The organism is Brevibacterium aurantiacum (genome assembly GCF_007558825.1).
Taxonomy (GTDB): Bacteria; Actinomycetota; Actinomycetes; order Actinomycetales; family Brevibacteriaceae; genus Brevibacterium; species Brevibacterium aurantiacum_A.
On sequence record NZ_VLTK01000007.1, the window covers coordinates 197,920 to 223,545 of the forward strand.

The 25,626-nt window shown below is 63.6% G+C and carries 26 protein-coding genes; 21 read left to right on the forward strand and 5 right to left on the reverse strand.

The genetic code is table 11. The features are described from left to right. The first annotated feature begins 77 nt into the window (after window positions 1–77). The 5 genes from FO013_RS13510 to FO013_RS13530 all read left to right on the forward strand — a co-directional run bounded on the left by FO013_RS13510 (window position 78) and on the right by FO013_RS13530 (window position 5,808). A complete protein-coding gene (locus FO013_RS13510) occupies window positions 78–1,070 on the forward strand; it encodes a siderophore ABC transporter substrate-binding protein (RefSeq protein WP_143923088.1) in 993 nt (330 codons plus the stop codon). Between the two features lie 30 nt (window positions 1,071–1,100). Continuing rightward, the gene (locus FO013_RS13515) at window positions 1,101–2,114 is read left to right on the forward strand and encodes an ABC transporter permease (RefSeq protein WP_143923089.1); all 1,014 of its coding nucleotides are present in this window, start codon (window positions 1,101–1,103) and stop codon (window positions 2,112–2,114) included. Between the two features lie 8 nt (window positions 2,115–2,122). After that, window positions 2,123–3,187 carry an iron chelate uptake ABC transporter family permease subunit gene (locus FO013_RS13520; protein ID WP_143923090.1) on the forward strand — a complete coding sequence of 355 codons (1,065 nt, stop codon included), beginning with the start codon at window positions 2,123–2,125 and terminating at the stop codon, window positions 3,185–3,187. Then, window positions 3,184–3,939: an iron ABC transporter ATP-binding protein gene (locus FO013_RS13525; protein WP_143923091.1), complete on the forward strand. Its 756-nt coding sequence runs from the start codon at window positions 3,184–3,186 to the stop codon at window positions 3,937–3,939. The genes FO013_RS13520 and FO013_RS13525 overlap by 4 nt, the downstream gene beginning before the upstream one ends. A gap of 360 nt (window positions 3,940–4,299) precedes the next feature. Continuing rightward, complete coding sequence (locus tag FO013_RS13530) at window positions 4,300–5,808, forward strand: APC family permease (protein ID WP_143923092.1); 1,509 nt, start codon at window positions 4,300–4,302, stop codon at window positions 5,806–5,808. A gap of 93 nt (window positions 5,809–5,901) precedes the next feature. On the opposite strand, the gene FO013_RS13535 is transcribed toward FO013_RS13530, so the two are convergent. The 4 genes from FO013_RS13535 to FO013_RS13550 form a co-directional block, all read right to left on the reverse strand. Then, window positions 5,902–6,618 (reverse strand): cache domain-containing protein, encoded by a 717-nt coding sequence (locus tag FO013_RS13535; protein ID WP_143923093.1) that lies wholly within the window; start codon window positions 6,616–6,618, stop codon window positions 5,902–5,904. Window positions 6,619–6,640: 22 nt separating this feature from the next. Beyond that, window positions 6,641–7,405, reverse strand: a complete 765-nt coding sequence (locus tag FO013_RS13540; protein WP_186293109.1) for a FadR/GntR family transcriptional regulator — start codon at window positions 7,403–7,405, stop codon at window positions 6,641–6,643. A 76-nt stretch (window positions 7,406–7,481) separates the two neighbouring features. Then, window positions 7,482–7,937: a flavodoxin domain-containing protein gene (locus FO013_RS13545; RefSeq protein WP_143923095.1), complete on the reverse strand. Its 456-nt coding sequence runs from the start codon at window positions 7,935–7,937 to the stop codon at window positions 7,482–7,484. A gap of 78 nt (window positions 7,938–8,015) precedes the next feature. Next, a complete protein-coding gene (locus FO013_RS13550; RefSeq protein ID WP_143923096.1) occupies window positions 8,016–9,299 on the reverse strand; it encodes an FAD-dependent oxidoreductase in 1,284 nt (427 codons plus the stop codon). Window positions 9,300–9,602: 303 nt separating this feature from the next. Here FO013_RS13550 and FO013_RS13555 point away from each other — a divergent pair, with 303 nt between their 5' ends. From FO013_RS13555 to FO013_RS13630, 16 genes are all read left to right on the forward strand, one after another. Then, a complete protein-coding gene (locus FO013_RS13555; protein ID WP_143923097.1) occupies window positions 9,603–10,811 on the forward strand; it encodes a cytochrome P450 in 1,209 nt (402 codons plus the stop codon). A 120-nt stretch (window positions 10,812–10,931) separates the two neighbouring features. Further along, window positions 10,932–12,422 (forward strand): glutamine synthetase family protein, encoded by a 1,491-nt coding sequence (locus FO013_RS13560; RefSeq protein ID WP_143923098.1) that lies wholly within the window; start codon window positions 10,932–10,934, stop codon window positions 12,420–12,422. Beyond that, window positions 12,419–13,144 (forward strand): ABC transporter substrate-binding protein, encoded by a 726-nt coding sequence (locus tag FO013_RS13565; RefSeq protein ID WP_143923099.1) that lies wholly within the window; start codon window positions 12,419–12,421, stop codon window positions 13,142–13,144. Before FO013_RS13560 ends, FO013_RS13565 begins: the two co-directional genes overlap by 4 nt. Continuing rightward, entirely contained in the window at window positions 13,141–13,869 is a 729-nt protein-coding gene (locus tag FO013_RS13570) for a gamma-glutamyl-gamma-aminobutyrate hydrolase family protein (protein WP_143923100.1), read from the forward strand. Before FO013_RS13565 ends, FO013_RS13570 begins: the two co-directional genes overlap by 4 nt. Window positions 13,870–13,967: 98 nt before the next feature. After that, the gene (locus FO013_RS13575; RefSeq protein ID WP_260848145.1) at window positions 13,968–14,750 is read left to right on the forward strand and encodes a gamma-glutamyl-gamma-aminobutyrate hydrolase family protein; all 783 of its coding nucleotides are present in this window, start codon (window positions 13,968–13,970) and stop codon (window positions 14,748–14,750) included. 298 nt (window positions 14,751–15,048) lie between these two features. Next, on the forward strand, window positions 15,049–15,351 hold the full coding sequence (locus tag FO013_RS13580) for an urease subunit gamma (RefSeq protein WP_092104410.1): 303 nt from the start codon (window positions 15,049–15,051) through the stop codon (window positions 15,349–15,351). Then, the gene (locus FO013_RS23425; protein ID WP_260848146.1) at window positions 15,348–15,965 is read left to right on the forward strand and encodes an urease subunit beta; all 618 of its coding nucleotides are present in this window, start codon (window positions 15,348–15,350) and stop codon (window positions 15,963–15,965) included. Before FO013_RS13580 ends, FO013_RS23425 begins: the two co-directional genes overlap by 4 nt. Further along, entirely contained in the window at window positions 15,958–17,667 is a 1,710-nt protein-coding gene (locus tag FO013_RS13590) for an urease subunit alpha (RefSeq protein ID WP_143923102.1), read from the forward strand. Before FO013_RS23425 ends, FO013_RS13590 begins: the two co-directional genes overlap by 8 nt. 8 nt (window positions 17,668–17,675) lie before the next feature. Continuing rightward, window positions 17,676–18,407, forward strand: a complete 732-nt coding sequence (locus FO013_RS13595; protein WP_143923103.1) for an urease accessory protein UreF — start codon at window positions 17,676–17,678, stop codon at window positions 18,405–18,407. After that, complete coding sequence (locus tag FO013_RS13600) at window positions 18,385–19,278, forward strand: urease accessory protein UreD (protein ID WP_143923104.1); 894 nt, start codon at window positions 18,385–18,387, stop codon at window positions 19,276–19,278. Before FO013_RS13595 ends, FO013_RS13600 begins: the two co-directional genes overlap by 23 nt. Before the next feature lie 61 nt (window positions 19,279–19,339). Next, window positions 19,340–20,071 carry an urease accessory protein UreG gene (ureG, locus tag FO013_RS13605; protein ID WP_143923105.1) on the forward strand — a complete coding sequence of 244 codons (732 nt, stop codon included), beginning with the start codon at window positions 19,340–19,342 and terminating at the stop codon, window positions 20,069–20,071. 14 nt (window positions 20,072–20,085) lie between these two features. Beyond that, entirely contained in the window at window positions 20,086–21,678 is a 1,593-nt protein-coding gene (locus tag FO013_RS13610) for an ABC transporter substrate-binding protein (protein ID WP_143923106.1), read from the forward strand. Next, window positions 21,645–22,604 (forward strand): ABC transporter permease subunit, encoded by a 960-nt coding sequence (locus FO013_RS13615; protein ID WP_143923107.1) that lies wholly within the window; start codon window positions 21,645–21,647, stop codon window positions 22,602–22,604. The genes FO013_RS13610 and FO013_RS13615 overlap by 34 nt, the downstream gene beginning before the upstream one ends. Then, window positions 22,601–23,380 carry an ABC transporter permease gene (locus FO013_RS13620; protein WP_143923108.1) on the forward strand — a complete coding sequence of 260 codons (780 nt, stop codon included), beginning with the start codon at window positions 22,601–22,603 and terminating at the stop codon, window positions 23,378–23,380. The genes FO013_RS13615 and FO013_RS13620 overlap by 4 nt, the downstream gene beginning before the upstream one ends. Further along, window positions 23,281–24,414, forward strand: a complete 1,134-nt coding sequence (locus FO013_RS13625) for an ATP-binding cassette domain-containing protein (RefSeq protein ID WP_143923109.1) — start codon at window positions 23,281–23,283, stop codon at window positions 24,412–24,414. Before FO013_RS13620 ends, FO013_RS13625 begins: the two co-directional genes overlap by 100 nt. Then, entirely contained in the window at window positions 24,401–24,994 is a 594-nt protein-coding gene (locus FO013_RS13630; RefSeq protein WP_186293110.1) for an ATP-binding cassette domain-containing protein, read from the forward strand. The genes FO013_RS13625 and FO013_RS13630 overlap by 14 nt, the downstream gene beginning before the upstream one ends. A gap of 38 nt (window positions 24,995–25,032) precedes the next feature. Here the strand turns inward: FO013_RS13630 and FO013_RS13635 are convergent, their stop codons facing one another. After that, window positions 25,033–25,527, reverse strand: coding sequence for a hypothetical protein (locus FO013_RS13635; protein WP_143923111.1), 495 nt, complete (start codon window positions 25,525–25,527; stop codon window positions 25,033–25,035). Window positions 25,528–25,626: the final 99 nt, after the last annotated feature.

Here is a 25,626-nt window from a genome sequence, read left to right on the forward strand (position 1 = left end):
TGCGTGAAGCTTAGGCTAAGCTAATTCACGGTTCGTGTTCATCTGACATCAATGACTTTTGCAGGAAGTAGATCACCATGGGTTCGTCTCGCCTTCGTTTCACCGCTCTGGCCGGCGTCGTTGCACTTGCTCTGACCGGCTGCGGTCAAGCTGCCGCCGATGACACCGGTGCCGATGCCGCTTCCGGCAGCACCATCGACATCGAGGACAACAACGGAGCGCAGAGCGTGGCGAGCCCTCCTTCCTCTGTGGTGGCCACAGACAACCGCACTTTCGAGACTCTTGACACCTGGGGCATCGAACTCAGTGCCGGCGCGGTCTCTCTGATGCCCGAGGGCCTCAGCTACACGAAGGACGACTCCGTCCTCGATCTCGGATCCCACCGCGAGCCTGACCTTGAGAAGGTCGTCGAGGCCAAGCCGGACCTCATCATCAATGGCCAGCGGTTCGCGCAGTTCCATGACGACCTTGCGAAGCTGGCACCCGAGGCCACCGTGCTCGAACTCGATCCGCGCGATGGCGAAGACTTCGGCTCCGAACTCAAACGCCAGACGACAACCTTGGGAGAGGTCTTCGGCAAACAGGACGAAGCGAAGAAGATCGTCGATGACTACGATGCCTCGGTGAAGCGAGCCAAGGCCGCCTATGACAGCAATGACAAGGCCATGGGCCTCATCACCTCGGCGGGTGACATCGGCTACTCGGCTCCTTCCGTCGGGCGCACCGTCGGGCCGGTCTTCGACATCCTCGGTCTGGATCCTGCCCTCGAAGTGGACTCGAGCAGCGAGGACCACCAGGGAGACGACATCTCCGTCGAGGCGATCGCCGACTCCGAACCCGAGCTCATGATCGTCTTGGACCGAGACGCCTCCTTCGCCCCCGAAGAGCGCGATGAGGGATCGGCTCCCGCCGCCGAGGTGCTCGAGAAGTCAGAGGCGCTCAAGGATGTGCCCGCGGTCAAGGACGACAAGATCGTGTACTTCCCGCAGGACACCTATCTCAACGAAGGCATCCAGACCTACACCGAGTTCTTCAACTCATTCGCCGACAAGCTCGAAGAGCAGAAGTAGCGCCTCCCAGCAGCAATTGAGATCGAGAGAATGACGAGTACACGCGATAGTCTCGCCGAGGTCACCTCGGCGAGGAAGAGCCTTGCCGGGGCAAAGGGGCAGCTGCTGAGCTGGAAGTTGGCAGTGGGCGTCCTCGGCGTCCTGCTCCTTCTCGTACTTTCCCTCGTCACCGGCGTCTACGACATCTTCGGCAGGGATAGGGGAGCCGAGATGTTCCAGATCACCCGCGTGCCGCGCACCATCGCCCTCGTTCTCTCGGGTGCGGCGATGGCCATGTGCGGCCTGGTCATGCAGCTGCTGACGCAGAACCGATTCGTCGAACCGACGACCACCGGCACCACGGAATGGGCCGGGCTGGGGCTGATGCTCACCGTCATCGTCTACCCGGACGCTTCGATCCTGGCGCGGATGATCGGGGCCATCATCGCCGCGTTCATCGGCACGCTGGTCTTCTTCATGTTCCTGCGCCGGGTCTCCCTCAAGTCATCGCTCATCGTGCCCATCATCGGCATCATGCTCGGCGCGGTGGTGGGCGCGATCTCGACCTTCATCGCGGTCCAGACTGACATGCTCCAGAGCCTGGGCATCTGGTTCGCCGGCAGCTTCACTTCGATCCTGCGCGGCCAGTACGAGATCCTGTGGGTCGTTGTCATCGTCGTCGTCGCGGTCTTCATCACCGCTGACCGCTTCACCGTCGCCGGTCTGGGCAAAGAGGTCGCGACGAATGTCGGTCTCAACTACAACCAGGTCATTCTCATCGGCACCATCCTCGTGGCCATCGCCACTGGGGTCGTCACGGTGGTGGTCGGCAGCCTGCCGTTCCTCGGCCTCATCGTGCCCAATATCGTCTCGATGATCCGCGGCGATGACCTGCGCAGCAATCTGCCCTGGGTCTGCTTGTCGGGCATTGCGATCGTCACGATCTGCGACCTCATCGGCCGAGTCATCATCATGCCCTTCGAACTGCCGGTCTCCGTCATCCTCGGAGTCGTCGGCGCCGCGGTGTTCGTCGGGCTCCTCCTGCGGCAGCGGAAGCGGGGATGAGGCGCGCCATGTCTGCTGAGACGACAGAGCACTCGACCTCGGCGAGGATACAGCGGACCCCGGGACCGCCTCGGCGCTCCTCCGGGTCCTTGGCCATGCCCACATCCAAGTGGCGGTACTGGTCGCTCATGGCCGGGCTCATCGTCGCCTCGGCGGCCATCGCTCTTGGCCTCCTGGCCTGGGACAACCCGATGCCGATCACCGATGAGGGATTCTGGCTCATTGCGCAGCTGCGGATGAAGAACCTCGTCGTCATCGCGGTCGTCGCACTGTGCCAGGCGTTCGCGACCGTGGCGTTCCAGACGGTGACGAACAACCGGATCATCACGCCGTCGATCATGGGCTTCGAATCGCTGTACGTTGCCATCCAAACCGGGGCCATGTACTTCTTCGGGGTCACAGCGATCGTCGATCTCAAGGGGCTGGTGCCTTTCACCGTGCAGCTGCTGCTCATGGTGGGGTTATCGCTCGCGCTCTACGGCTGGCTGCTCTCAGGCCGCTACGGCAATATCGCGATCATGCTGCTCATCGGCGTCGTCATCGGCGGCGGACTCGGCTCGATCGCGACGTTCATGCAGCGGACCCTGACGCCGAGTGAATTCGACGTGCTCGCGGCACGGCTCTTCGGTTCGATCTCGAACTCGGACTCCAGCTATCTCCCTGTCTCCATCCCGTTGTGTCTCCTCGCCTGCGCTGCGATCTACCTGAGCTCCTCCCGGCTCAACGTCCTCGCACTCGGCAGGGACACGACCAGCAACCTGGGACTCAACCACAAGGTCGAGATGATGAAGATCCTGTTCTTCGTCTCGATCCTCATGGCAGTGTCCGTGTCGATGATCGGACCGATGATCTTCCTCGGCTTCCTCGTCGCGATGCTCGCCTACCAGTTCTCCGACACCTACGACCACAGATACGTGCTGCCGATGGCCGGCCTCCTCGGGTTCGTCGTCCTGGGCGGGGCGTACTTCATCATGAAGAACCTGTTCTACGCCGAGGGCGTCGTCTCCATCATCATCGAGGTCATCGGCGGAGGCGCATTCCTCTTCGTCATCATGAGAAAGGGACGCCTGTGATCACACTGCACGATGTCCGTAAGTCCTACAGCAGCGACGTCGAGATCGGTCCTGTCGACCTGCAGATCCCCGCAGGGGGAGTCACCGCGCTGGTCGGACCCAACGGCGCCGGGAAGTCAACGCTGCTGACGATGGTCGGCCGTCTGCTGGGCATCGACGAGGGGGCGATCGAGGTCGCCGGTTATGACGTGTCGTCAACGAAGTCGAAGGACCTGGCGAAGATCGTGTCCATCCTGCGCCAGGAGAACCACTTCATCACCAGGTTGACGATCCGCCAGCTGGTGGGCTTCGGCCGTTTCCCCTATTCGAAGGGACGCCTGACGCCTGCCGACGAGGAGATCATCTCCCAGGCCATCGACTTCCTCGAACTCAGCGACCTCGAGGACCGGTTCATCGACGAACTCTCCGGCGGGCAGCGGCAGCGCGCCTACGTGGCCATGGTGCTGGCTCAGGACACCGACTACGTCCTGCTGGACGAACCCCTGAACAACCTGGACATGAAGCACTCCGTGCAGATGATGCAGCACCTGCGTCGGGCCGCTACGCAGATGGGGCGGACCATCGTCATCGTCCTCCACGACATCAACTTCGCCGGACACTATGCCGATCACATCTGCGCCGTGAAGACCGGCAGGGTCGTCGAGTTCGGGACACCTGCGGAGATCATGACCGCCGAGGTGCTCACCCGCGTCTTCGACACCCCTGTCGAAGTCATCGACGGCCCGCGCGGCAGGCTGGCCGTGTACTACTGAAACTCTGTCGGCAACTCGCCTTGAAGTGCAGCGAAACTGCCGACGAGGAGTTCGGCTGAGCCTATTGGCTTAAACATCTAGAGTTGATAGTATTCCAACTGGTTATCACGATGGGTCGGTGTCGACCTATCTCGACAGTGAAACTCAGAGCCCTAGTATTTCAAGGGGGAAAGCTGGCAGTTGCGGGCTCTGGGGACTATGGCGTCATCCGATACCAAATCTATTCGGTGCCATGAATGCTTTAAAGACTCAGTAGTAAAGGTTTAGTTCGGCGAATTTTGTCGAGACGGCGTTCCGCGACTCGCAGCGCGGACGAATGCTGGTCCGACAAGCTTCGACTCCAACGAAGGAATCGGGAGCATGGATATTCAATCGACTTCAGTCCCCAGCACGGCCAATGACGGCCATCACTCAGACGGGGACTTCAAACGCGATATGGGATTCTGGGGCAACCTCGCCCTCGGATTCACCTATCTTTCTCCGGTCGTGGGCGTCTACGCCACGTTCGCGGCCTCTATGGCGCTGGCCGGACCTCCGGCTTTCTGGATGCTCATCGTCGCCGGTGCCGGTCAGCTGCTCGTGGCCACGGTCTTCGGCGAAGTGGTCTCGCAGTACCCGATCGCCGGTGGCATCTATCCGTGGAACAAACACCTATGGGGCAAGAAGTGGGGGTGGATGAGCGGTTGGGTCTACATGATCGCCATCAACGTCACCATCGCCTCAGTCGCCTATGGTGCGGGCCCGTTCCTGGGAGCTCTGCTGGGCATCGAGATGTCACCCATCGCCAATGTGCTTCTGGCGCTGCTGATCATCTTCCTCGCCACCCTTGCCAACCTGTGCGGAACGAAGTTCCTCGCCAATGTCGCGTTCGTCGGTTTCGTCGTCGAGATCTTCGCAACGGCCGCCATAGGCGTCTGGCTCCTTCTCACGGTGCGCAAGCATGATCTCACTGTGTTGTTCCAGGACTTCCGCCCGGGGGACATGCAGGACCAGACGCCGTTCGTCGTCGCCTTCGTCGGTGCGGCGATCATGGGAATCTATCTCTACTACGGCTTTGAAGCCAACGGCGACGTCGCCGAGGAGGTCCGCAACCCTGGTCGGGTCATTCCCAAGGCCATGCGGATGACGATCTACGTGGGCGGCCTCGCCTCGATGTTCATCGCCCTGGGGCTGATTCTGGCAGTCGGCAGCTTTGAGGACATCATCAACGGAACGATCCCCGATCCGATCACGACGATCTTCATGGAGGCGTTCGGGCCGATCGGATTCAAGTTCGTCATGGCGATCGTCCTCATCTCTTTCCTGTCGTGCACGATCTCGCTGCAGGCCGCGGCCTCGCGCCTGATGTACTCGATGGGACGGGACGATCAGCTTCCGTTCTCGAAGTTCCTGCGCAAATTCAGCCCGACCCGTGCTGTGCCTCCTTACGCGCTCATCGTGTCCGGCGCCATCCCCGCCGTCGTCATTCTCATCTCATTGCTGAGCGAGAATGCACTGCTGGCGATCATCTCCTTCGCTTCCTTCGGCATCTACCTGGCATTCTCGTCGGTGGTCTTCGCCTCGCTGAGAGCTCGTATGAAGGGCTGGAAGCCCAGCGGAGAGTTCACCATGGGCAGATGGGGTTGGCTGATTTCGATCTCCGCCTTCGTCTATCAGGTCTTTGCGATGATCATCGTCGCCTGGCCGGTGGCCGGAGTGCCCTGGTACGACTCCTGGATCGTCGCCCTCATGACGCTGGGTGTGGTCCTGGTCGGGGCACTCTATCTGTTCGGTGCTCATCCGGAGCGTCGCAGTGGGATCAGGGGCGCAGCCGGGGACGCTGTGCAGTCGGCAGTGCCCAGCGCCGAGTCTCGGCCTCAAGGCAGCTGAGTCAGAGACGAGCCGAGCCCCCATCTCATCGGCACCTGCCGATGAGATGGGGGCTTCGTCGTCGCGTGGGAGGCTGCCTGCTGTGACGCTGACTCAGCCGAGTTGAGGATCCGGGTAGAGGAGGCTGAGGTCGACGTTGTCGACGGCGATCGGAATTCTGGAATAGCCCGGAGGCATCACTGCGATGCGCACTCCGGTGCTCAGCTGTGCTGAGTTGCCGACGAGTACCTGATTGTGGCGACTGAGCACTGCACACCCCGAGAGTGGTGAGAGGATCCGCAGCAGCTCTGCCTCGACGTCATTCATGAGAATATCGATGCCGGCGACCCCGACCTTGACGCCGTCGACGGAACAGGGCACTGCCATCGTCAACAGGTAGTCGTCGACGCCCAGATGGTCGATGTACGGTCCAGCCACGGTGCGGGTGCCGGCATGGAACGCGCCTTTGAACCACTCGAGGTACTCATAGTCATAGAATCGGTCGGAGTCGGGGTCGAGGATGAAATCGCGACGATTGATCTTCTCCTCGTCCCGCACCCACCACTCGATTCTGGCGGTCTCGGGTTTGAGCTGCGAGAGCTGGAAGATGAGACCGGCGCCGTCGAGGCCAGGGTGCTCTTCGAGGAAGTCGGCGACGTCTCTGCCGAGGGCCCTGCGGGTCTTCGAGCTCACTTCATGAGGTGGGTCGCCGGCGAAGTCCGAGACGAGCCGCGGGCTGAGGGATGATTCCAGGCGCTCGAGATCGACGAGGAGGTCTTCGACCCAGACTGCCAATCCGTGTGCGACTTCTTCTACCTGTGAGTGGGCCATGCCGCCCCTTCCTGTGGCTGTTTCACCGTGCCGGCGTGGTATCGGCGCCGTTCGAGTCGAGAGTGAGCTTCACATCGATGAGACTGTAGACGGTCTTTCGGATGTTCGCCTCGACCGCTCGTTCCGCCCGGTCGGAATCGCGATCGCTGACGGCTTCCAGGACTTCACGATGATCGGCGATGACGTCGGAGATCTGAGCTGCCGCTCCTGCCGGGGACCATTTGAGGGCGAGGATCTCGCTCTGCAGGCGCATCTCTGCCCGCAGCAGCCGTGGAGACTGCGACACGATGGCCAGCTGCATATTGAATCTGCTGTCGGCAGCCGAGCATTCGGCTGGGGTGCTCGCATTCTTCATCCGGGCAGCGGCATGGTCGAGCTCTGCCACGGCCTGGGTGTGAGCTCGCTGGCAGGCCAACCGGACTACGCCGGTCGATACTGCGGTGTGCTCATCGCCGTAGTCACGGTACTGGACGATGGAGAGGCTTGAAAGATAGTTCCGGATCTGTTCATCGGTGGGGAAAGGCACCGAGACGATGAAGGTGCCGCCGCTGCGGCCACGGTGGGTCTCGACGATGCCGTTCTCCCGCAGAACCGCCAAACTCTTGCGCAGGGTGGCTACTGCGACATTGAACTCTGCGGCGAGTTCGATCTCTGCCGGCAGGCGTTCTCCCACTGAGATGGATCCCAGCGAGATCGCAGTGACGATCCTATCGGCCAGGGCATCGCCGTAGCCGAAAGGGCCATGGGGTCCCTGGGACGCCGGTACGAACGCAAACGAATTCGCCAACGGCCCCACCCCTCCTGACTTCACGTTTCTTCAGATCCTAGCCTCTGCCGGAATCTTAACCTGCACAACCTCAGGTTCAGGCCGCCTCGGCGGCACCGATGACAGTGGGCAGCCACTCCAGTGCGACATCACTGGGCAGGTCCCAGGACGAGGCATCATGCCTGCCGTATTCACCGACGCGAGTGGCGCCGAGTTCGGTGAAACGGCGATCGAGATGTTCACTGCCTTGGCTGTATGTCTCTTCGTAGAACGAATCGCCGAGGCCGAACATCGCGTACTTCACGCCGGTGAGGTCGCCGGAGAACGCAGTGAACTTCTCATGGAACTCGATTGCGGTATTGGGGAGTTCGCCGTCGCCGTGAGTGGAGCAGACAACGAGGTAGAAGTTCTCAGGAGTGAGGCTCTCAGGTTCGAAGTCCTGGAGATCGATGACCTCGGCGGAGTGACCGTCCGCGTTCAGCTTGTCGGCGAGGTCCTGAGCGATGAGCTCCGAGTTGCCGGATTCTGTTCCGTAGAGGACGACGGTATTCATTTCATCTCTTTCGTTCGATGTTCTCAGTTGTGCGGGACTTGCATTCTGCTGTGTCATTCACGTCTTCGGTGCTGCGATTCATGGATTCTGCGACTGTGCGGCGGCGAGCATGTCCTCGTGGTCATGGAACTTTCGCCGGATCCGTGACTCGTCTGCGTTCGCGAGCTCCGCGGCATCGATGCGCCTCCAGTCGGCGAAGTCCACCGCTTGGTTTCTCAGTGCTCGGGGGAGAGCCTCGTAGCCGCCGGTTGTCGTCGACGGAGAGTCAGCCGACTCGAAATCGGCGATGATCTCCTTGGCGACCTGGTGGGCATCGGAGCGGTTTGCAGGTATTGCGCCCACCGGCCCGCGTTTGAGCCACCCCGAGCGGTAGAGTCCGGGGCCGATGCGACCGAGGTCGTCCGAAGGGGTGAAGTCGTATTCTTCGGCGTAATGCCAGTGCCCCTGTGCGTTGACGTCGAAGCCGATCGCAGAGATGACGGTGTCAGCAGGGATCACGCTCGCCTCTCCTGCCGGAGCCGCAGACAGGTGGACGGTCTCCACGTGTTGGGTACCGCCGATCCGCGAAGGAGTTGCACCGAAGACGAAGTGGACGTGCGCGCGCGCCTCAACGACCTCTTGCGAGGCGAGCTCTGCAAAGGCGGCTTCGCGCTTGCGTCCAAGGGTGTTGTCCTCGGTGGCAGGGCTCGAGTTCGCAACGGTGATGCGGACTCCGGGAACCTTGCCCAGCTCTCGGATCATCGCCACATCAGCCTTCGCCGAGGCGATGGGGGATCGGCTGAGGACGGTGACGTGTGTGGCCGGAGAGCTGAGATAGGAGTCGAGTGCTTCCGGGCTCACATCGCTGTCCATGTAGTCGGCGGCCGTCTTGATGAGGAAGCGCACCATGTCGAGGGCGACATTGCCCGCTCCGATGACGACGACGTTTTGGCCGATCGCGGGCATCGGGATGTTGGGGCGAGGCACGGTATTGAGCGCGTTGACGATGTCGCCGGAGACGAGCACTCCGTCGAGGTGGGCTCCCGGAACCGTCAATGTCCGATCACGCCACCGTCCCGTGGCCAGGACGACGATGTCGAACTCTGCGCGGATGGAATCGAGGTCGATGTCGGTGCCGACTTCGACATTGCCGGCGAATCTGAAGTCGCCGGAGGAGAAGTTGCGGTCGAACTGTCGAGTCACAGCCTTCGTATGCTGATGGTCAGCCGCGACACCGTACCTGATGAGTCCGTAGGGGGCAGCGAGGCGATCGAAGATAGTGATCTCTGCATCTTTCCAGTGACGGCGCAGGGCCTGCCCCGTGAAGCAGCCGGCAGGACCGCTGCCGATGACCGCAATATGTCTGGGTGTACGAGCATTCATGGTTCGACCTCCATCTGTCGACGAATTCTCCGTTGAACTCCGAGCCGAGGCCCGCCGGTCGCAATGATCGCCGAGGAACTGGCAGCCTCACGACCATAACATCTGTTTCTCAATCATTGCGGATCGCGAACACTTCGGCAAGTGCTGCGAGGGGAATCCTGCGTTCTTGCTCATCGAACCGATAAATTGCCGGCAGGAAGGGGCTTGCGTGCCATGAGTCACATATGGTTTGATTCATGCATAAGTGAATGTTTGATTCACTGTAAGCGTTGATCAAAGACGATTGGCTGGAGAGTGACGCTGATGAGCACAACCATCGACACGACAGAACTTCCCTATCTCGACATCTCTGCGCCGGGTTTCGCCATGGCATCCGAAGAGGTTCGCGATGCCCGCGAGCGATCCTGGATCGCCCGGACCAACTACGGATACGCCGTCCTCAGATACGACGAGGTTGCAGCACTGCTGAAGAACCAGAGCCTCTCCCAGGGCAGCGCTCGTTGGCCAGACCACCATGGAGTCCACTCCGGAGCGTTCCACGAATGGTGGCGAAAGAACCTCCTGGTGCTCGAATCCGATGAACACCATCGGATCAGGCGGCTGCTCAATCCGGCATTCTCCCCGTCGATGGCGCGCAAGCTCGAACCCGAGTTCGCAGAGATCGCCACTGAACTCCTCGACTCCTTCGCGGACAAAGGGGAATGCGATTTCGTGCGCGACTTCGCCGAACCGTTCGCCACCCGCGCACTGTGCGCCATGATGGGCCTCGACCACAAGCACTGGCCATTCATCGCCTCCCGCGCCAACACCGTCGGCTATGCGCTGTCGGTGTCGATCCAGGAGAAGATCGACGAGGTCGACGAAGCGGTCCGCGAACTCTACGAATTCGTCGAAGGTCTCATCGAGGAACGACGGGCAGATCCCGGTCAGGACGTGGTCTCCCGCCTTGTTCATTTCAGCGAGTCCGGGGATAAGCTCGATGCCGAGGAGCTGCGCAATGCGCTGGTGCTCATGCTCTTCGGCGGCATGGACACGACCCGCAACCAGCTCGGCCTGGCAATTCAGACCTTCATCCGGAACCCGGAACAGTGGGAGATCCTCGCGCAGCGCCCGGAGTTGGCGAAGTCTGCTCTCGAAGAGGTGCTGCGCGTCAATCCCACGACTCGCTGGGTGACACGAGAGGTCATCGAGGACTTCGAGTATGGCGGTATCGAATTCACCGCCGGCACCACGGTGCACCTGTTCACCCACACCTCGGGCTCGGACGAGCGTGCCTTCCCGAACCCCGAGGTCGACATCACCCTCGACGATCGCAAACCGCACTTCACATTCGGCGGCGGCATCCACCATTGCCTCGGTCATTACATTGCGCGGGCAGACATGAGCCAGGCCCTGCCGATCCTCGCCTCCCGCATCACGAACCTCGACTGCCCGGGCGGCGACACCTGGCTACCCGACTCCGGGAACACCGGCCCCATCGGACTGCCGTTGACCTTCGACTCTCGCAGCTGAGACCGACGGCTGACACCCACGACCGGCCATTCACTCCCACAACTGACCGCATCACTTCCGGGTATTCCCGGATCGACCGTTCGGCAGAGCTGCTGGACCGCGAACAGAGGAAAATGAACAATGACGATCACTGACCCGCTCACCGCCCAGGCTGCGCAGGCCGATCCCGCTGTCGAGGCGATTCGCCGCCGGACCGCCTCCCACGGAACCAACCTCGCCGAGGTGTTCCGCTCGTGCATCGCCTCAGAACTCGAAGACAACAGCGCCCTCGAGCGTCACCGGGAAGCGAACACCGACAACGACACCGTTGAAGCGCTCAAAGAGAAGATCGAACGCTCGGGCGTGGAATACATGTACTACATGGTGCCCACCCTGCGCTCGCGCACAGTGGCCAAAGTGGTCCCGGCCAAGCACTTCGTGCGCAACCTCGAGAAGGGCGTGAACTTCACCCGCAACGCCCTCATGGACTTCCAGAACGATGTCCACGGCAACCCCATCGGTGCCAACATCAACTCAAAGGAGTTCGTGGCGATGCCGGAGGCCGATTCCTTCAACCCGCTGCCCTGGGACGGGGAAGTCGGACGGATCTTCTGCTCGACCTACGAGCCAGACCACCTCGGCGGCATTGCCGGACGACCCAACGTCCATGACTCTCGTGCGCACATGAAGCGGACGCATTCGCTGCTCAAGGACGTCTTCGGACTGACGATGAAGTCCGGCACAGAGCCCGAGATGGTGTGGGTCGGCGAGTCCATCACGCCGAAGACCATTCCCGGTTACAACCCTGCCTATCAGGTGGAATACCTCGAAGGAATGCGTCCCATCTACAAGCGCATCCATGAATACGCCGATGCACTCGGTTTCGACATGATCGAAGGCGATTATGAGGACCGCGGGCAGATCGAGCTCAACTGGAACTTCGACGACATCGAGAACACCACCGACCGGCTGGTCACCTACCGTCAGATCTGCTCCCAGGTCGCTCGCGAGTTCGGAGTCGAAGCCTCCTTCATGCCCAAGCCCTTCATCGGAGAGATGGGCGCCGGCTGCCATCACAACATCTCACTGTGGGACGAATCCGGAGTCAACACCTTCGAAGACGAAGGCGTCAAGGAGCTGCACCTGTCCCAGCTGGGACGCTGGGCAGTTGGCGGAATCATCAAGAACTCTCCGGCGATGATGCTCATCTTCGCCTCGACCGTGAACTCCTATAAGCGGTTCTGGGATCCGGGCCAGTTCGCCCCGGCTCGTGCCGACTGGGGACTCGACGACCGCGCTTCGATGATCCGGATCTCCTCGAACGGACGCGCCGAGGTGCGCGTCCCCGACGCATCCGTCAACCCGTATCTGTCCCATGCGCTGCTCACTGCGGCCGTGGCCGACGGGATCGGCAATCAGGTCGAACCCCCGGAAGCCGGAAGCCAGGGCATCGAGCTGCCTCGAACCCTCGGCGAAGCCGTCGAAGCCTTCCGCAATGACGAATTCGTTCGGACAGCACTTCCACCCGAACTCGCCGATACCTTCATGGAGATGAAGGAGAACGAATGGGCACAGTACTGCGGTGTGCTCACCCAGTGGGAGTTCGACCAGTACTGGCAGGCGATCCCATGACCGAAACGAGCATCCGCTTCGCCTGCATCGACTCAGAGGCCGCGCCGCTGTTCGACAAGTCGAAAGACGGCGGCATCACCCGAACCGGGTACGAACCCGAAGCTGCTCAGCTCGTCGCCGAGGTCCTCGGCCGTGAGCTCGAGTGGGTCATCGTGGCCTGGGACGACATGATTCCGGCGGTGCTCCGTGGTGACGCCGACGCTGTGTGGTGTGGACAGGGGATCATTCCCTCGCGGCGGGCGCAGGTGGACTTCACCCGCCCCTACGCGGTCTTCAACGAATCCGTCCTCGTCCGTGCCGGTGATCCGGCCACCTCACCGGACCACCTCGGCGGGTACAAGGTTGCGGCTATCGAGGGCAGTGCCAACATGGTCCTGGCAGAGACGTTCCCCGGTGCACAGCTTGTGTCCTTCGGCCCCACAGACGATGTCTTCGCCGACATGATCCAGGCGGTCCGTGATGGCAGTGTCGACGCCATGGTCGACGACGATGTCGTCACCGTTCCGCTCGGTGATGAACCCGAGTTCGATCTCGCTTTCACGGCTCAGACCCGCAACCCGTGGGGAGTGGGAGTGGCGAAGGACAACGCTCCGATGCTCGATCTCCTAGACACTGCCTTGGCGCAGGTCATCACCGATGGTCGGCTCGCCGAGGTGTGGGCGCGGTGGATGCCGCATCTGCCCTTCCCCGCCGAAACCCTGTCCGCGGGACGACCCTCATGACCACTGCTTCGGGCACCGCCTCATCGCGGCCGCTCATCGCCGTCCCCGCCATGTCGTCCGGGCAGGTGCAGGGGCTGCGGCACTCGGGCAGCGTCGTCGCAGATGCTGTGCTCAGGTCGATCGCCGCCGCCGGCGGGGAACCGGTCATCGTACCCCCGGTGATCGACAGCGGCCTGTACTCTCGTGTCGACGGCGTCGTCCTGCCCGGAGGGTCGGACATCGATCCGAAGCGCTATGGGCAAGAGCCTGACGAGTCCTATGCCGGCACCGACCTGCCGTCTCAGGATGACGCTGACGCTGCGGCCATCTCCGCGGCTGAAAACCTCGGCATCCCCGCTCTCTTCATCTGCCGCGGCCTGCAGCTGTGGAATGTGGAACGTGGGGGGACCCTGTTCCAGCACTGGCCGGCCGGCGACGTCGACCATGTCGGCCAGGTCCATCCGGTCAGCGTTGAAACGGGTTCGCTCTTAGCTCGGGCCTTGGAGACCAGTGAGGATGTCCAGGTGTCGAGCTATCATCATCAGGCGATCGACGAGCTCGGTCGGGGACTGCGGGTGACTTCGCGAGGAGCCGATGGCTGTGTCGAGGCCGTCGAAGACGACGAACACACGATCCTTGCGGTGCAGTGGCACCCCGAGGACCGGGCGGATTCAGAGCCCGTGGACCGGGCGCTGTTCGAATGGATCGTCACCCGGGCGGCAGAACACCGCCAGAACCGCAGCTGAACAGCCGACGCCGACCTCGTGCGACCAGTGCGCAGCCGAACAACCACAGCCAACGAAAGCGAATCGCAGTGACCGTGCATGACCTTGTTCCAGCAGATGTGCTCACAACATCTCCCACCGCCGAAGCGGTCGTCGAGATCGCGGTGATCGTGGGGCTGAATACGCCGGGGCAGACCTCAGCCTCGACCGCGCTGCAGAAACAGCTGACGATCACCGCGGTCGATTCGATCCATGAGCTCGGCGGAAGGGCCGTCATCCACGATGTGAGCGATGCCGGCGAACCGGACTATGAGGCGATCGCAGCCGCTGACGGGATCCTCGTCCTCGGTGGGGGAGACGTTGACGCGACGATATACGGTCACACCGAGATCGTGCCCAACGAATATGGCAAGGACCGGCGAGCCGATGAGCGTGAGATCGAGATCATCGCCCGCGGGATCGGTGAGGATTCGATCATGCTGCACCTGTGTCGTGGATCCCAGCTGCTCAATGTGGTCTGCGGGGGCACCTTGATCCCCGATCTCGACCCCTACCACCTCCACAAAGGGGCCCCAGGGGAGCCGCTCTTCCTCGACGAAGAGGTTCGACTCGAACCAGGGCATATCATCCACGAGCTCTATCAGGTCGAGAAGTTCACTGTCCGCAACGGACATCATCAGGCCGTCGGTCGGGTCGGCACTGGTCTGTCCGTGGCCGCTCGTGCCGCCGACGGAATCGTCGAAGCAACGGAACGCGTGGACAACACCTGGATCCTCGGTGTGCAGTGGCACCCGGAGGAAGCTGGTGCGAGCAAGGCCGACAGGGACATTCTCTTCTCTGCCTTTCTAGAGCAAGCGCGGGCTCGGACCCGCTCCCGAGAAACGGCGATTGCGCAGGACTGACCCGAAGCTGACCCTAAGCCGACGCTGCCCTGACCCCGCGCTGACCCCGCGCTGACCCCGCGCGGCACCCCGTCCGCAGACGACCTCCGCCACCCGCCGCAGACGACCTCCGTCGTGGACTTGACTGCCCAAAAGCGATGGGTAAGGTTGCATCTATGAGCGTATTCTCGCGGGTGAGACGCTGCTTCAGGGTGTCATTCGACGTGCCCTGCCCGGGACTCGAGCACCCGGAGTGACAAGCAGCCTCCGCATCACCTTTGCGAATTGATACATACCTTTCGAGCGCACCGGGGGAAAAGTGTTTCTCAGTTTGTATGAGCAAGAGCGTCTGATGATCTACACGGCCGGAAAATTGGCCCTGGAGCGCAAAGACCGCGGCCTCAAACTCAACCTGCCCGAAGCGACAGCCGTCATCACCTCCTATCTCCTGGAAGGTGCCAGAGACGGAAACAGCGTTGCCGACCTGATGGAATCGGGCCGACACGTGCTCAGCAGAGATGACGTCATGGAAGGGGTACCGGAAATGCTCACCCAGGTTCAGGTCGAGGCGACGTTCGCCGATGGGACCAAGCTCGTGACTGTGACAGGACCGCTCCAATGATGAGCAACGAACACGGACCGGCAGGAACGGGACCCGACGACGAGAAGCAGGGCACCAACCCGTTCGAGAACGAAGAACTCAAGCCCGAGCATCGCGACATCGATGCCGAGCATCCCAGCGATGATCCGGGCCGTGACTACGACGACGTCGAAGCCACCGTGATCCAGGAACCGGGCATCGACGAACGTGAGCGGCACCCCTCATCGGGCCCCAGCGGCCCCAGCGAGCCGAGGCGGCCCGGAGCGGGATCCCGCCAGGGCCCACGCGAGGAGTCCGCAGCACCGGTCACGGCTGCAGATAAGGTCATCCCCGGCCAGATCTTCCTCCGCGATGAACCCGTCGAGATCAACGTCGGCTTGGCCGTGACGACCCTGCGCGTCGCCAACGTCTCCGATCGTCCGATCCAGGTCGGTTCGCACTTCCACTTCGCTGAGGTCAATCCCGGCTTGGAATTCGACCGCGGACGGTCCTGGGGCAAGAGACTGAATGTGCTCTCCGGCGGCGCGATGCGCTTCGAGCCGGGGGCCGATGAAGAAGTCGAACTCGTTCCCATACAGGGCGCACGCATCGCGCTCGGGTTCCGAGGCGAATGCAGAGGAGAGTTGGATGGTTGACATATCGAGGTCCGAATACGTGGCATCGTTCGGCCCCACCGTCGGTGACCGAGTCCGACTGGCCGACACGGACATCGTCATCGAGATCGACAAAGACTACTGCGTCGGCGGCAACGAGGTCGTCTTCGGCGGCGGAAAGTCCGCTCGCGAATCCATGGCCCAATCATCACGGACCCGCGCCGAAGGCACTCCCGACCTCGTCATCACCGGCGTGATCATCCTCGACCACTGGGGAGTCATCAAGGCCGATGTGGGCATCCGCGACGGCCGGTTCGTCGGCATCGGACGCTCAGGCAACCCCGACACCATGAACGGCGTCGACCCCAATCTGGTCATCGGCCCGAACACGGAGATCGCCAGCGGCAACGGACTCATCATGACCGCCGGCACCGTCGACACGCACGTCCACTTCGTCGGACCCGACATGTTCCAGGTCGGACTCATGGCCGGAACTACGACAATGGTCGGCGGCGGAACGGGGCCAACGGAAGGCTCGAAGGCCACACTGGCCACCCCCGGCCCCTGGTGGCTGGCTCGCATGTTCGAAAGCATGGACCCCTGGCCGGTCAACGTCCTGTTCCTGGGGCGCGGCAACACCATGAACGACGAAGCCCTGCTCGAACAGGTGCGCGGCGGTGCCGGCGGCTTCAAGATCCACGAGGACTGGGGCGCAACACCCGCCGTCATCGACAACGCCCTGCGCGTGGCCGATGACACCGGAGTCCAGGTCGCCATCCACTCCGACACCCTCAACGAGGCCGGCTTCGTCGAAGACATGCTCGCCGCGGTCAAGGGGCGCACCTTCCACGCCTTCCACACCGAGGGTGCCGGCGGCGGCCACGCACCCGACATCATCACGATCGCCTCGGAGCTCAATGTTCTCCCGGCCTCGACCAACCCGACGCGGCCGTTTACGACCAACACCGTCGACGAACACCTCGACATGGTCATGGTCGCCCACCACCTCAACCCGCAGGTGCCCAATGACCTTGCGTTCGCCGAGAGCCGAGTGCGGGCGGGAACCATTGCCGCCGAGGATGTTCTCCAGGACATGGGAGCACTGTCGATCATGTCCTCCGACGCTCAGGCCATGGGTCGCATCGGTGAGGTCGCCATGCGCACCTGGCAGACCGCTCACCAGATGAAACGCCTGCGCGGACCATTGGCAGGCGATGATCGAGCCGATAACAACCGCGCCATGCGCTATGTCGCGAAGTACACGATCAACCCGGCCATCGCTCACGGCATCGACGCCCACGTCGGCTCGATCGAGGTCGGCAAGCTCGCTGACTTCGTGCTCTGGCAACCCTCGATGTTCGCGGTTCGTCCGCACACCGTGTTCAAGGGCGGCATGGCGGCCGTGGCCGCCTTGGGCGACCCGAACGCCTCGATTCCGACCCCGCAGTCTGTGTCCGAGCGGATGGGCTTCAACTTCCGGTCGTCCGCGGCGGCAGCGACGAGCATGGCGTTCGTATCGGAACACGCGATCGCTGACGGCATCGCGGACAAGGTCAACGTCGACAGGCCCTTCGTGCCGATCACCTCGACACGCGGAGTCACGAAGGACGACATGATCCACAACTCGGCCCGCCCGAAGATCGAGGTCGACTCCGACACCTACGCGGTCACCATCGATGATGAACTCATCGAACACGAACCCGCGAAGTTCGTGCCCATGGCCCAACGCTATTTCCTGTTCTGAGAACAGGAATGACACGAAGCACCTCACGCGCGACCCTCCTGATGCTCGGCGACGGGCGACTTCCCTCGGGCGGGTACGCGCACTCCGGTGGGCTCGAACAGGCCATCCGGCAAGGTTGGGTCACCGATGTGTCCGACCTGAAGGACTTCCTGCGCGGACGCCTGCACACGACCGGGCTGATGAACGCCGCCTTCGCGGTTTCGGCTCGACATATCGTCGGTGATCACCGGTCCCTCTCCGAGGCGGGGGACCGTCCCGCGGATACGACCGTGGACGAGACTGCGGAGTCGCTCGCCATTCTCGATGCGGAGTTCTGTGCCCGCACACCCGCCCCGGCCCTGCGCACGACGGGGGAGTGGTTGGGGACGCTGATGCTGCGGTCGATGCAGCGAATCCATCCGCATCCGCTGCTTGAGTACCTGCCGAAGGGACTGCAGCAGCCGCTCGTGTACGGGGCAGTCGGTCGAGCCTTGGAGCTGGGGGCTGCGGAGACGGCGGCCGTCGTGCTCCACGAAGCAGTCACAGGACCGGCCACCGCTGCGGTCAAGCTCATGAGCATCGACCCCTTCCAAGCCCACGGAGCAATCCTGTCCCTGGGCGAGGAGCTCGACGTCGCCGCGGAAGCAGCCGCCGACTACGAACTCACCCCGGCCCGGGACCTGCCCGCACTGAGTTCGCCCCTGTCAGATTTCGCCGCCGAGATGCACGTGAAGGACCATGTTCGACTATTCGCATCCTGAGAGCAGGACTCCCGGCACCGTGTACTCTGCCGAGGTGAAACCCAATGGCCCCAGCGGCATGACGTGCCGGGCCTCTGTGGCGACCGAGCTGAGCGAGCCCGGCCGGCCGGGAACACGCGTGTCGGGCCTGCGCGCCCAAGCCCCACTGGTGCCGCGACCCACCGGCGCCAGCGGCCACGAACCCTATATCGATCGAGATCCGAATGCCGCCCGCATCGCCCTGACCTCGGGAGCAGCCGGGCCACTCGGCGGGGACCACTACCGTTTCGACGTAAGCGTCGGCGAGGGTTCGAGCCTGCTCATCCGTGAAGTCTCGGCCACCCTCGTGCTTCCTGGCGTCCACGGTCACCCCTCATTGTTGGAATCACGCGCCCACGTCGGCGAGGCAGCGACCCTGGTGTGGGTGCCGGAGCCGGTGATCGCGGCGAAGGGGTGCCGCCACACGCACACCGTCGACATCGACCTCGCGGCCGACGCGCGACTCTTCTACCGCGAAGAGCTCGTCCTCGGCCGTCACGGCGAAGACCCTGGAGACCTCAGCTCCGCCTTGACCGTCCGCCGAGGCGGTGCTCCGCTGAGCGTTCAACGCTTCGACCTGGGACCGAACAGCCCCGGCTTCGACTCACCCGCCGTGGCAGGACGAGGACTGGGCGTCGGTTCCATCGTCATCGTCGACCCCGAGGGCGGACTGCCGAAAGAGACCGTGGTCATCGACCCGCAGACCGCGATCCTGCCCGTCGACGACACCTGCGTGCAGATCACTGCGGTCGGGTCTGACGGTCTGGCGCTGCGCAAACGCCTCGACGCCGCACTCACGCACATCGGCGAACCCTGGGGCCGCGAACAGACCTGGTCCGCAGTTCCACGATGACCCCCACGACTGACCTGACATCCACAACCTACAAGAGCCATCACGAAGAGAAGGAGAGACAATGACCACTGGAAAACGAGCACTTCGCTTGGGCATCGCCGGGCCTGTCGGCACCGGCAAGAGCTCCTCGATCGCCAATATCTGCACCGCGCTCGCGCAGGAGTTCCGCATCGGCGTCATCACGAATGACATCTACACCGATGAGGACGCACGCTTCCTCAAGGCCGCAGGAGTCCTGCCCGAAGAACGCATCCGCGCCGTCGAGACCGGCGCCTGCCCGCACACCGCCATCCGTGACGACGTGAGCATGAACCTGCTGGCCGTCGAGGCCCTCGAAGAGGACTTCGACCCCCTCGACATCGTCCTCATCGAATCCGGCGGCGACAACCTCACCGCCACATTCTCACCAGCACTCGTCGACGCCCAGCTCTTCGTCCTCGATGTCGCCGGCGGCGGTGACGTGGCACGCAAGGGCGGACCGGGAATCGGTCGCGCCGACCTCCTGATCATCAACAAGATCGACCTCGGCCCGCACGTCGATGTCGACGTCGACCTCATGCTCGAGGACGCGAAGAAGGCTCGCGAGGGCGGGCCGGTGCTCGGAGTCTCTCGCAAGGTCCCCGAAACCGTTGACGCACTGGCCGACTGGGTCCGCGAGGTCCACGCCCGTTTCGACAAGGGCGATCACACCCCGATCGACCCTGGTCCGATGGCCCCGCACTTCCACGCCGAGGAAGAAGGCGAAGGCTATATGCACACCCATGCCGAAGGTGGAGAAGCCCACCAGCACTGAACTGAGTCGACCATATGAAACGAAGGACCGCCTCGGCGCTGGTGGCCTCTGTGGGGGCGCTCGCACTCGCACTCTCTGCATGCGAGGCTCCCGACGGCGGCGACTCGCAGCTGGTCATCGGCACCGAGGACCTCGGCGGATACAACCCCGTCAACGGCTATTCCGTCGACGGAAACTCCCCCTTCTACGACGGCCTGCTGCGCCTGCAGGAGGACCCGGGAACTGGACAGATGCCGGACCTGACACCGGCGCTGGCAGCCGCGGAACCGAAGGCGAATGAGGACTCGAGCGCATGGACGGTGAAACTGCGTGAGGGCGTGACGTTCTCCGATGGCTCCGCTTTCGATGCGCAGGACGTGGCCGCCACCTATCGGGCCATCATCGACCCAGATTCCGCCTCGGAAGTCGTCGATGCCTTCCGGACGATCGAGGACATCGAGACACCGGATGAGTCCACCGTCGTCTTCCGATTGAGTGAGCCGACGCCCACGTTCGTCTCACGGCTGACCCTTGGGATCCTGCCCAGCGAGGCCATCGAGAAGGGCACGCCGGCCGCCGACTGGAGCGTCAACAGCGAACCCGTCGGCACCGGTGCCTACGTCCTGGAATCCCTGACCTCGGACACCGCCGTGCTCAAGGCCAGGGACGACTATTGGCGCACCACTCCTGAACTGAAATCGGTGACGATCCAGGCTTTCGCGGATTCCTCCGCGCTGGCGGCAGCAGTCTCAGACGGCAAGGTCTCCGGGGCAGCCGTGCCACCGCGCTCGGTCGACAAGATCGCGGGGGAGGACCATGAGATCGTCACCGCGAGAACCGCCGACTGGCGCGGACTGACCCTGCCCTCCGACAACCCGTTCACCGCTTCGACGACCGTGCGCAAGGCACTCAACATCGCCATCGACCGGAACAAGATCGTCGATGAGGTCCTCGCCGGCCACGGCACACCGGCCTCGACCCCGGTCGGAGAGTTCTACGGCGATGCCTACGAACCCTCGGCCAACTTCGAACTCGACGTCAAGGCAGCGCAGAGAATGCTCGACGAAGCCGGATGGAAGAAGGGTGACGACGGCCTTCGTTCCAAGAACGGTCAGAGCGCGAACATCCCGTTCACCTATCCCGCCGGTGACTCCGTGCGCGGGGACATCGCCGCCGAGGTCGCCGCCCAGCTCAAACCCTTGGGTATCACCGTCGAGGTCGAAGCCGGCGAATGGGACGAGATCGAGAAGTCCATGACCAGGCAGGCGATCGTCTACGCCGGTGGGGAACAGCCCTACAACATCGATCACCAGATCAGGGCGGCGCTGCATACCCACACAAGCACCTCCGGGGTCTTTGACAATCCCTCCGACGTGGAAATTCCCGGAGCTGATGAACTCCTCGACCGTGCCGCCGAGGAGACCGATGAGGCGAAGGCGAACGCGGACTACCGCCGGGTCCAGGACCTCTACATGGACGACCCCAGCTACCTCATCGTCGCCTTCCTCGAACACACCTATGTCGCCGACACCGACGGCTGGGACGTTCCGGATGCCACGTTCGAACCCCACGTCCACGGCTCCGACTGGGGTCCATGGTGGAATCTGGCGGACTGGACGAAGAGCTGAGGGGCGCCGTGGCCAGGCGCGTCGTGCGTCGCTGCGCGATCATCTGCGGCGGGATGCTCCTTGCAGTCCTGGCCGCTGGTGCGGGCGTGTTCGCTTTGGCCGCGGCCTCACCGACGAACCCTCTGGCCCACACCGTCGGCAGCTGGGAGTTCGCCTCCGAGCAGGCACGAGCCGACCTCGAAGCCGCCTACCACTCCGGTGGGTGGCTCTCCGCTTGGTGGCAGTGGCTGATCACGGCGGTGACCACGGGTGACCTGGGCTATTCCCGGATCCTCCACGCTCCGGTCGCAGAGATCGTGGCTTCCCGCGGACTCAACACCATCGCCGCCAGCGTCTGCGCCGCCGCCATCACTGTGATCGTGGTGGGTGCGGTGGCGATCGCGCTGGCCCGCTTCCCGGGACTGGCACAGAGTTCGAGCGCCTCGGGCGTCCTCGGCGCCTGGCTGGCAGTGCCCTCGTTCCTCATCGCGTTGATCATCGTCGTGGTGTGGGGCGCTTCACTGCCCAACCCCGCCACCAGTGCCCCGATCACCCTGACCCCCGGGGTGGCGATCACGATCGCGCTCGCCTGGGCCGCCCCGCTCATCGCCGCGGCCCGTTCTGCTGCCGCCGAGGTGTGGTCGACGCCGTGGGCCCGTGCACTGATCGGCCGGGGATTTGGCCACAGCGCCCGGATCCGCACGGTTCTGCCCACCGTGCTCGGCGCCGTGCGCAGCCCAGCACTGGTCTATCTGCCCACCATCGTCCTCGGCGAGGCCGCCGTCGAAGCGGTGCTGGCCTATCCGGGGCTGGGCAACGCACTCGTCCAAGCCGCCGCCGGAGCCGATCTTCCGCTGCTGGCCACCGTCACCTCGATCGCGGCGGGAATGACGACAGGACTCGTGCTGCTGGTGCACACCGCGACGGCCCGTGGTGATCGGTCATGAGAACTCGACTGCCGATCGTCGCCATCGCAGTTGTTCTGGTGGCGCTCATCTTCGGCCGCTTCCTGCCGACGCAGACCACTGATTTCGCGAACTCCCTGCTGCCACCCGGAGACGGTGGACTGGCTGGAACCGATCATTACGGGCGCAGCGTCTTCCGAACCACCTGGACCGCGGCCGGGGGATCGGCTCTTGCCGCACTCATCACAGCCTCGGCGACAACTCTCATCGGGGCCGCCATCGGAGTCGTGTCCACCCTGTCGCGGGCATTGTCGAAGATGTCGACCGCCCTGCTCATCGCCACCGTCACCGTGCCCTCGATGCTGCTGACCTTCATCGTCGTGGGCATCCTCGGCGGGGGACGAGAAGCGATCATGGTCACGGTGGCACTCACGCACTGGCCGATCGCGGCCCAGCTCATCGGGCCGAAGCTCAGCGAAGAATGGAACTCCGGGTGGGTGCGCTTCGACCGCCGCCTCGGCGCCACCCGCCGTCAGATCCTGACCTGGCATCTGCTCCCGGCCGTCTGGGGGCGAGTGGCCGCGGCCATGGCGATCACCTTCCCCTCAGCCGTCGTCCACGAGGCCACCACCTCGTTTCTGGGCATCGGAGTCGACCCTGCCGCGGTGTCCCTGGGTCCGCTCATCGCCTGGGGTCGCAACGACATGACCGTGGGAGCATGGTGGACACTGCTCGTCCCGACGCTGGCACTCATGCTGCTGCTCCTGCCGCCGACGATCATGTCCCGCCGACTCGGAGAAAGGCCGCGATCACTGTGAATGCCATTGCCCTGAGCCGGTGTTCTCTGCGACTGCCGTCGGCAAGAGCCCACATCCTCTCCGATCTGTCTGTGACTCTGCCGCTGGGGCACATCACCTGGCTGGTAGGGGAGTCCGGGGCCGGGAAATCCACACTCTGCAATCTGTTGGCCGGGCTGATTCCTGCCCGTGCCGATGTCACCGGTCATCTCGACTTCGGTGCCGAGCATGGTGACTTGGACAGTGATCGGATCGCCCCGGGTGCCCGCCGGATCGATACGGGAGCCCGCCGTACCGGATCGGGCACCCAGCGGATCGACCTGGGCACCCGGCGGGGTAGGAAGCTGCTCGCTGAGCTGCGCGGGCGCGGCGAACTCGCGTGGGCCCCGCAGAACGCGATGGATACGTTCCCACCGCGACTGCGTCTGCGGCAGTGGTTCCACCGCGCGGGAATCGATGATCCGGACCTTCGCCCCTTCGGTCTGGAGAACACGCTGCTGCAGCGATACCCCCACGAGCTCTCGGGAGGACAGATCTCCCGAGTCTCCCTGGCCGCGGCCCTGTCACACACGCCGAGGCTGCTCGTCTGTGACGAACCCACCGCCGGACTCGATCCCCGGCAGGCCGATTCCATGGTCGCCATACTCGACGACTGCGCCCGTACCAATGGAGCCGCCGTACTCGCCGTCACCCACGACCTCTCCGGCATGGCCAGGAACGCCCGAGGTGATGACCCTGTCGCCGTCCTCTTCAACGGACACATCGTCGACACCTGCACCGTCGAGAACTTCTTGGCAAGAGACGCCGACAATGCCTACAGTCGGGCCCTTGCCGCAGCCGCACCGGACGCGGGAGCCCACCCGCTGCCGCTGACTCCGGGCCACCTCGGCGGACGGGAATATCGTGTCGGCGATGAACTGCGCCGCTTGGACGGGGCACCCATCCCCGGCAGCGACATCATCCCCGGCAGCGACATCATCCCCGGCGGCGACGTCATTCATGCCAGCGATGATCGGGCACAGCAGATTCGGGGTGACGCCGATGGAGCTGCATGAGCTCGAGATCGACTACGGGACCACCCTGATCGGCCCGGTCAGTGCCGATTTCCCCGCCGGGAAGGTCACCGTTCTGCGAGGCGGTTCGGGCAGGGGCAAGACCACCTTGTGCCTGGCCATGACCGGATTCCTCACCCCCACCAGCGGGCGCATCCGCGGTGAGCCGGGCGTGCTGGTGCCGCAGAACCCACGCGAATGGCTCAACCCCAGGCACACCGTCGCCGAGGTGATCGACCGGACCGCTCGCATCCTCGGACGCAAGCTGGAGGCCGAAGAGCGAACCGACATCGTGGCCCGCGCACTGCTGGGACAGGAACTGCTCGAGCACAAGTGCGGTGAGCTCTCCGGAGGTCAGGCAGCCAGGGTGTGCCTGGCCCGGGCCTTGGCCAGCGGAGTCGACACGATCGTCTGCGACGAGCCGACTGCGGCACTCGATGCATCGAACGCAGCAAGGTTCGCCCGTCTGCTCAGCGCCTTGGCAGAGGCAGGGCACACGATCATCTGGGCCACACACGATCTGCCACTGGTCATGGCGACCAACGCGAACAGCAGAATCGTGTCCCTGGACCGGTGGCGTTGAGCCTCAGCCGCACGCGGTGAGCGCCACATCCGCTGAGGTCAGCTCCGCGGGGCGCCCTTGATCGCAGGTTGCACTGTGACCCAGCGGCGGGCCGCGACGATGAGCATGGTGGTGAGTCCGACGATGAGCAGACCGTCGGCGGCGATATAGAACAGGTGCAGGCTCGACCCGCCGTCGTCGACACCGGCGAGCACGGCATCGGTGCGTTTGTTGAGCAGGGGTCGGATCACGGCGACCTTGGCGATGAGGACGACCGTCACCGCAGATGTCAGCTGCCGGTACCCGGCTCCGACGGCTGACTTGAACACCGACCACAGCAGGAGCACGGCAATGACGATCTCGACCCAGTTCATGGCGGTGAAGACCAGACGGCCGATGCCCAGCCCCAGCGGGATCGTGATGCCCGGAGCGATGAACTTCAGCGGCGCCTCGATGAGGGAGATGCCGATGATGAGGCCGAGCCAGATAGCAGGAAGAACGATGCGAGCACCCGCGGCGAGACGGGTGTCCTGAGAACTGAAGGCATGGGCCATGCCTCGGATTCTACTCCCGGTAGAAGAGCTGCGGTATAGTCGCTCAGAAACCACCCCGCACCCCAGCCCGGAACGCGTGCACTTGCGCTCTAGACTGGT

Excerpts from the sequence above, each read along its gene's own strand:
- FO013_RS13600 (WP_143923104.1), top strand. The coding sequence starts at position 18,385 with ATGTTCGACTATTCGCATCCTGAGAGCAGGACTCCCGGCACCGTGTAC.
- FO013_RS13510 (WP_143923088.1), top strand. The coding sequence starts at position 78 with ATGGGTTCGTCTCGCCTTCGTTTCACCGCTCTGGCCGGCGTCGTTGCA.
- ureG (WP_143923105.1), top strand. The coding sequence starts at position 19,340 with ATGACCACTGGAAAACGAGCACTTCGCTTGGGCATCGCCGGGCCTGTC.
- FO013_RS13535 (WP_143923093.1), bottom strand. The coding sequence starts at position 6,618 with ATGGCCCACTCACAGGTAGAAGAAGTCGCACACGGATTGGCAGTCTGG.
- FO013_RS13555 (WP_143923097.1), top strand. The coding sequence starts at position 9,603 with ATGAGCACAACCATCGACACGACAGAACTTCCCTATCTCGACATCTCT.
- FO013_RS13590 (WP_143923102.1), top strand. The coding sequence starts at position 15,958 with ATGGTTGACATATCGAGGTCCGAATACGTGGCATCGTTCGGCCCCACC.
- FO013_RS13545 (WP_143923095.1), bottom strand. The coding sequence starts at position 7,937 with ATGAATACCGTCGTCCTCTACGGAACAGAATCCGGCAACTCGGAGCTC.
- FO013_RS13635 (WP_143923111.1), bottom strand. The coding sequence starts at position 25,527 with ATGGCCCATGCCTTCAGTTCTCAGGACACCCGTCTCGCCGCGGGTGCT.
- FO013_RS13530 (WP_143923092.1), top strand. The coding sequence starts at position 4,300 with ATGGATATTCAATCGACTTCAGTCCCCAGCACGGCCAATGACGGCCAT.
- FO013_RS13570 (WP_143923100.1), top strand. The coding sequence starts at position 13,141 with ATGACCACTGCTTCGGGCACCGCCTCATCGCGGCCGCTCATCGCCGTC.
- FO013_RS23425 (WP_260848146.1), top strand. The coding sequence starts at position 15,348 with ATGATGAGCAACGAACACGGACCGGCAGGAACGGGACCCGACGACGAG.
- FO013_RS13625 (WP_143923109.1), top strand. The coding sequence starts at position 23,281 with ATGGTGGACACTGCTCGTCCCGACGCTGGCACTCATGCTGCTGCTCCT.
- FO013_RS13620 (WP_143923108.1), top strand. The coding sequence starts at position 22,601 with ATGAGAACTCGACTGCCGATCGTCGCCATCGCAGTTGTTCTGGTGGCG.
- FO013_RS13615 (WP_143923107.1), top strand. The coding sequence starts at position 21,645 with ATGGTGGAATCTGGCGGACTGGACGAAGAGCTGAGGGGCGCCGTGGCC.
- FO013_RS13610 (WP_143923106.1), top strand. The coding sequence starts at position 20,086 with ATGAAACGAAGGACCGCCTCGGCGCTGGTGGCCTCTGTGGGGGCGCTC.
- FO013_RS13630 (WP_186293110.1), top strand. The coding sequence starts at position 24,401 with ATGGAGCTGCATGAGCTCGAGATCGACTACGGGACCACCCTGATCGGC.
- FO013_RS13560 (WP_143923098.1), top strand. The coding sequence starts at position 10,932 with ATGACGATCACTGACCCGCTCACCGCCCAGGCTGCGCAGGCCGATCCC.
- FO013_RS13565 (WP_143923099.1), top strand. The coding sequence starts at position 12,419 with ATGACCGAAACGAGCATCCGCTTCGCCTGCATCGACTCAGAGGCCGCG.
- FO013_RS13515 (WP_143923089.1), top strand. The coding sequence starts at position 1,101 with ATGACGAGTACACGCGATAGTCTCGCCGAGGTCACCTCGGCGAGGAAG.
- FO013_RS13595 (WP_143923103.1), top strand. The coding sequence starts at position 17,676 with ATGACACGAAGCACCTCACGCGCGACCCTCCTGATGCTCGGCGACGGG.
- FO013_RS13550 (WP_143923096.1), bottom strand. The coding sequence starts at position 9,299 with ATGAATGCTCGTACACCCAGACATATTGCGGTCATCGGCAGCGGTCCT.
- FO013_RS13520 (WP_143923090.1), top strand. The coding sequence starts at position 2,123 with ATGTCTGCTGAGACGACAGAGCACTCGACCTCGGCGAGGATACAGCGG.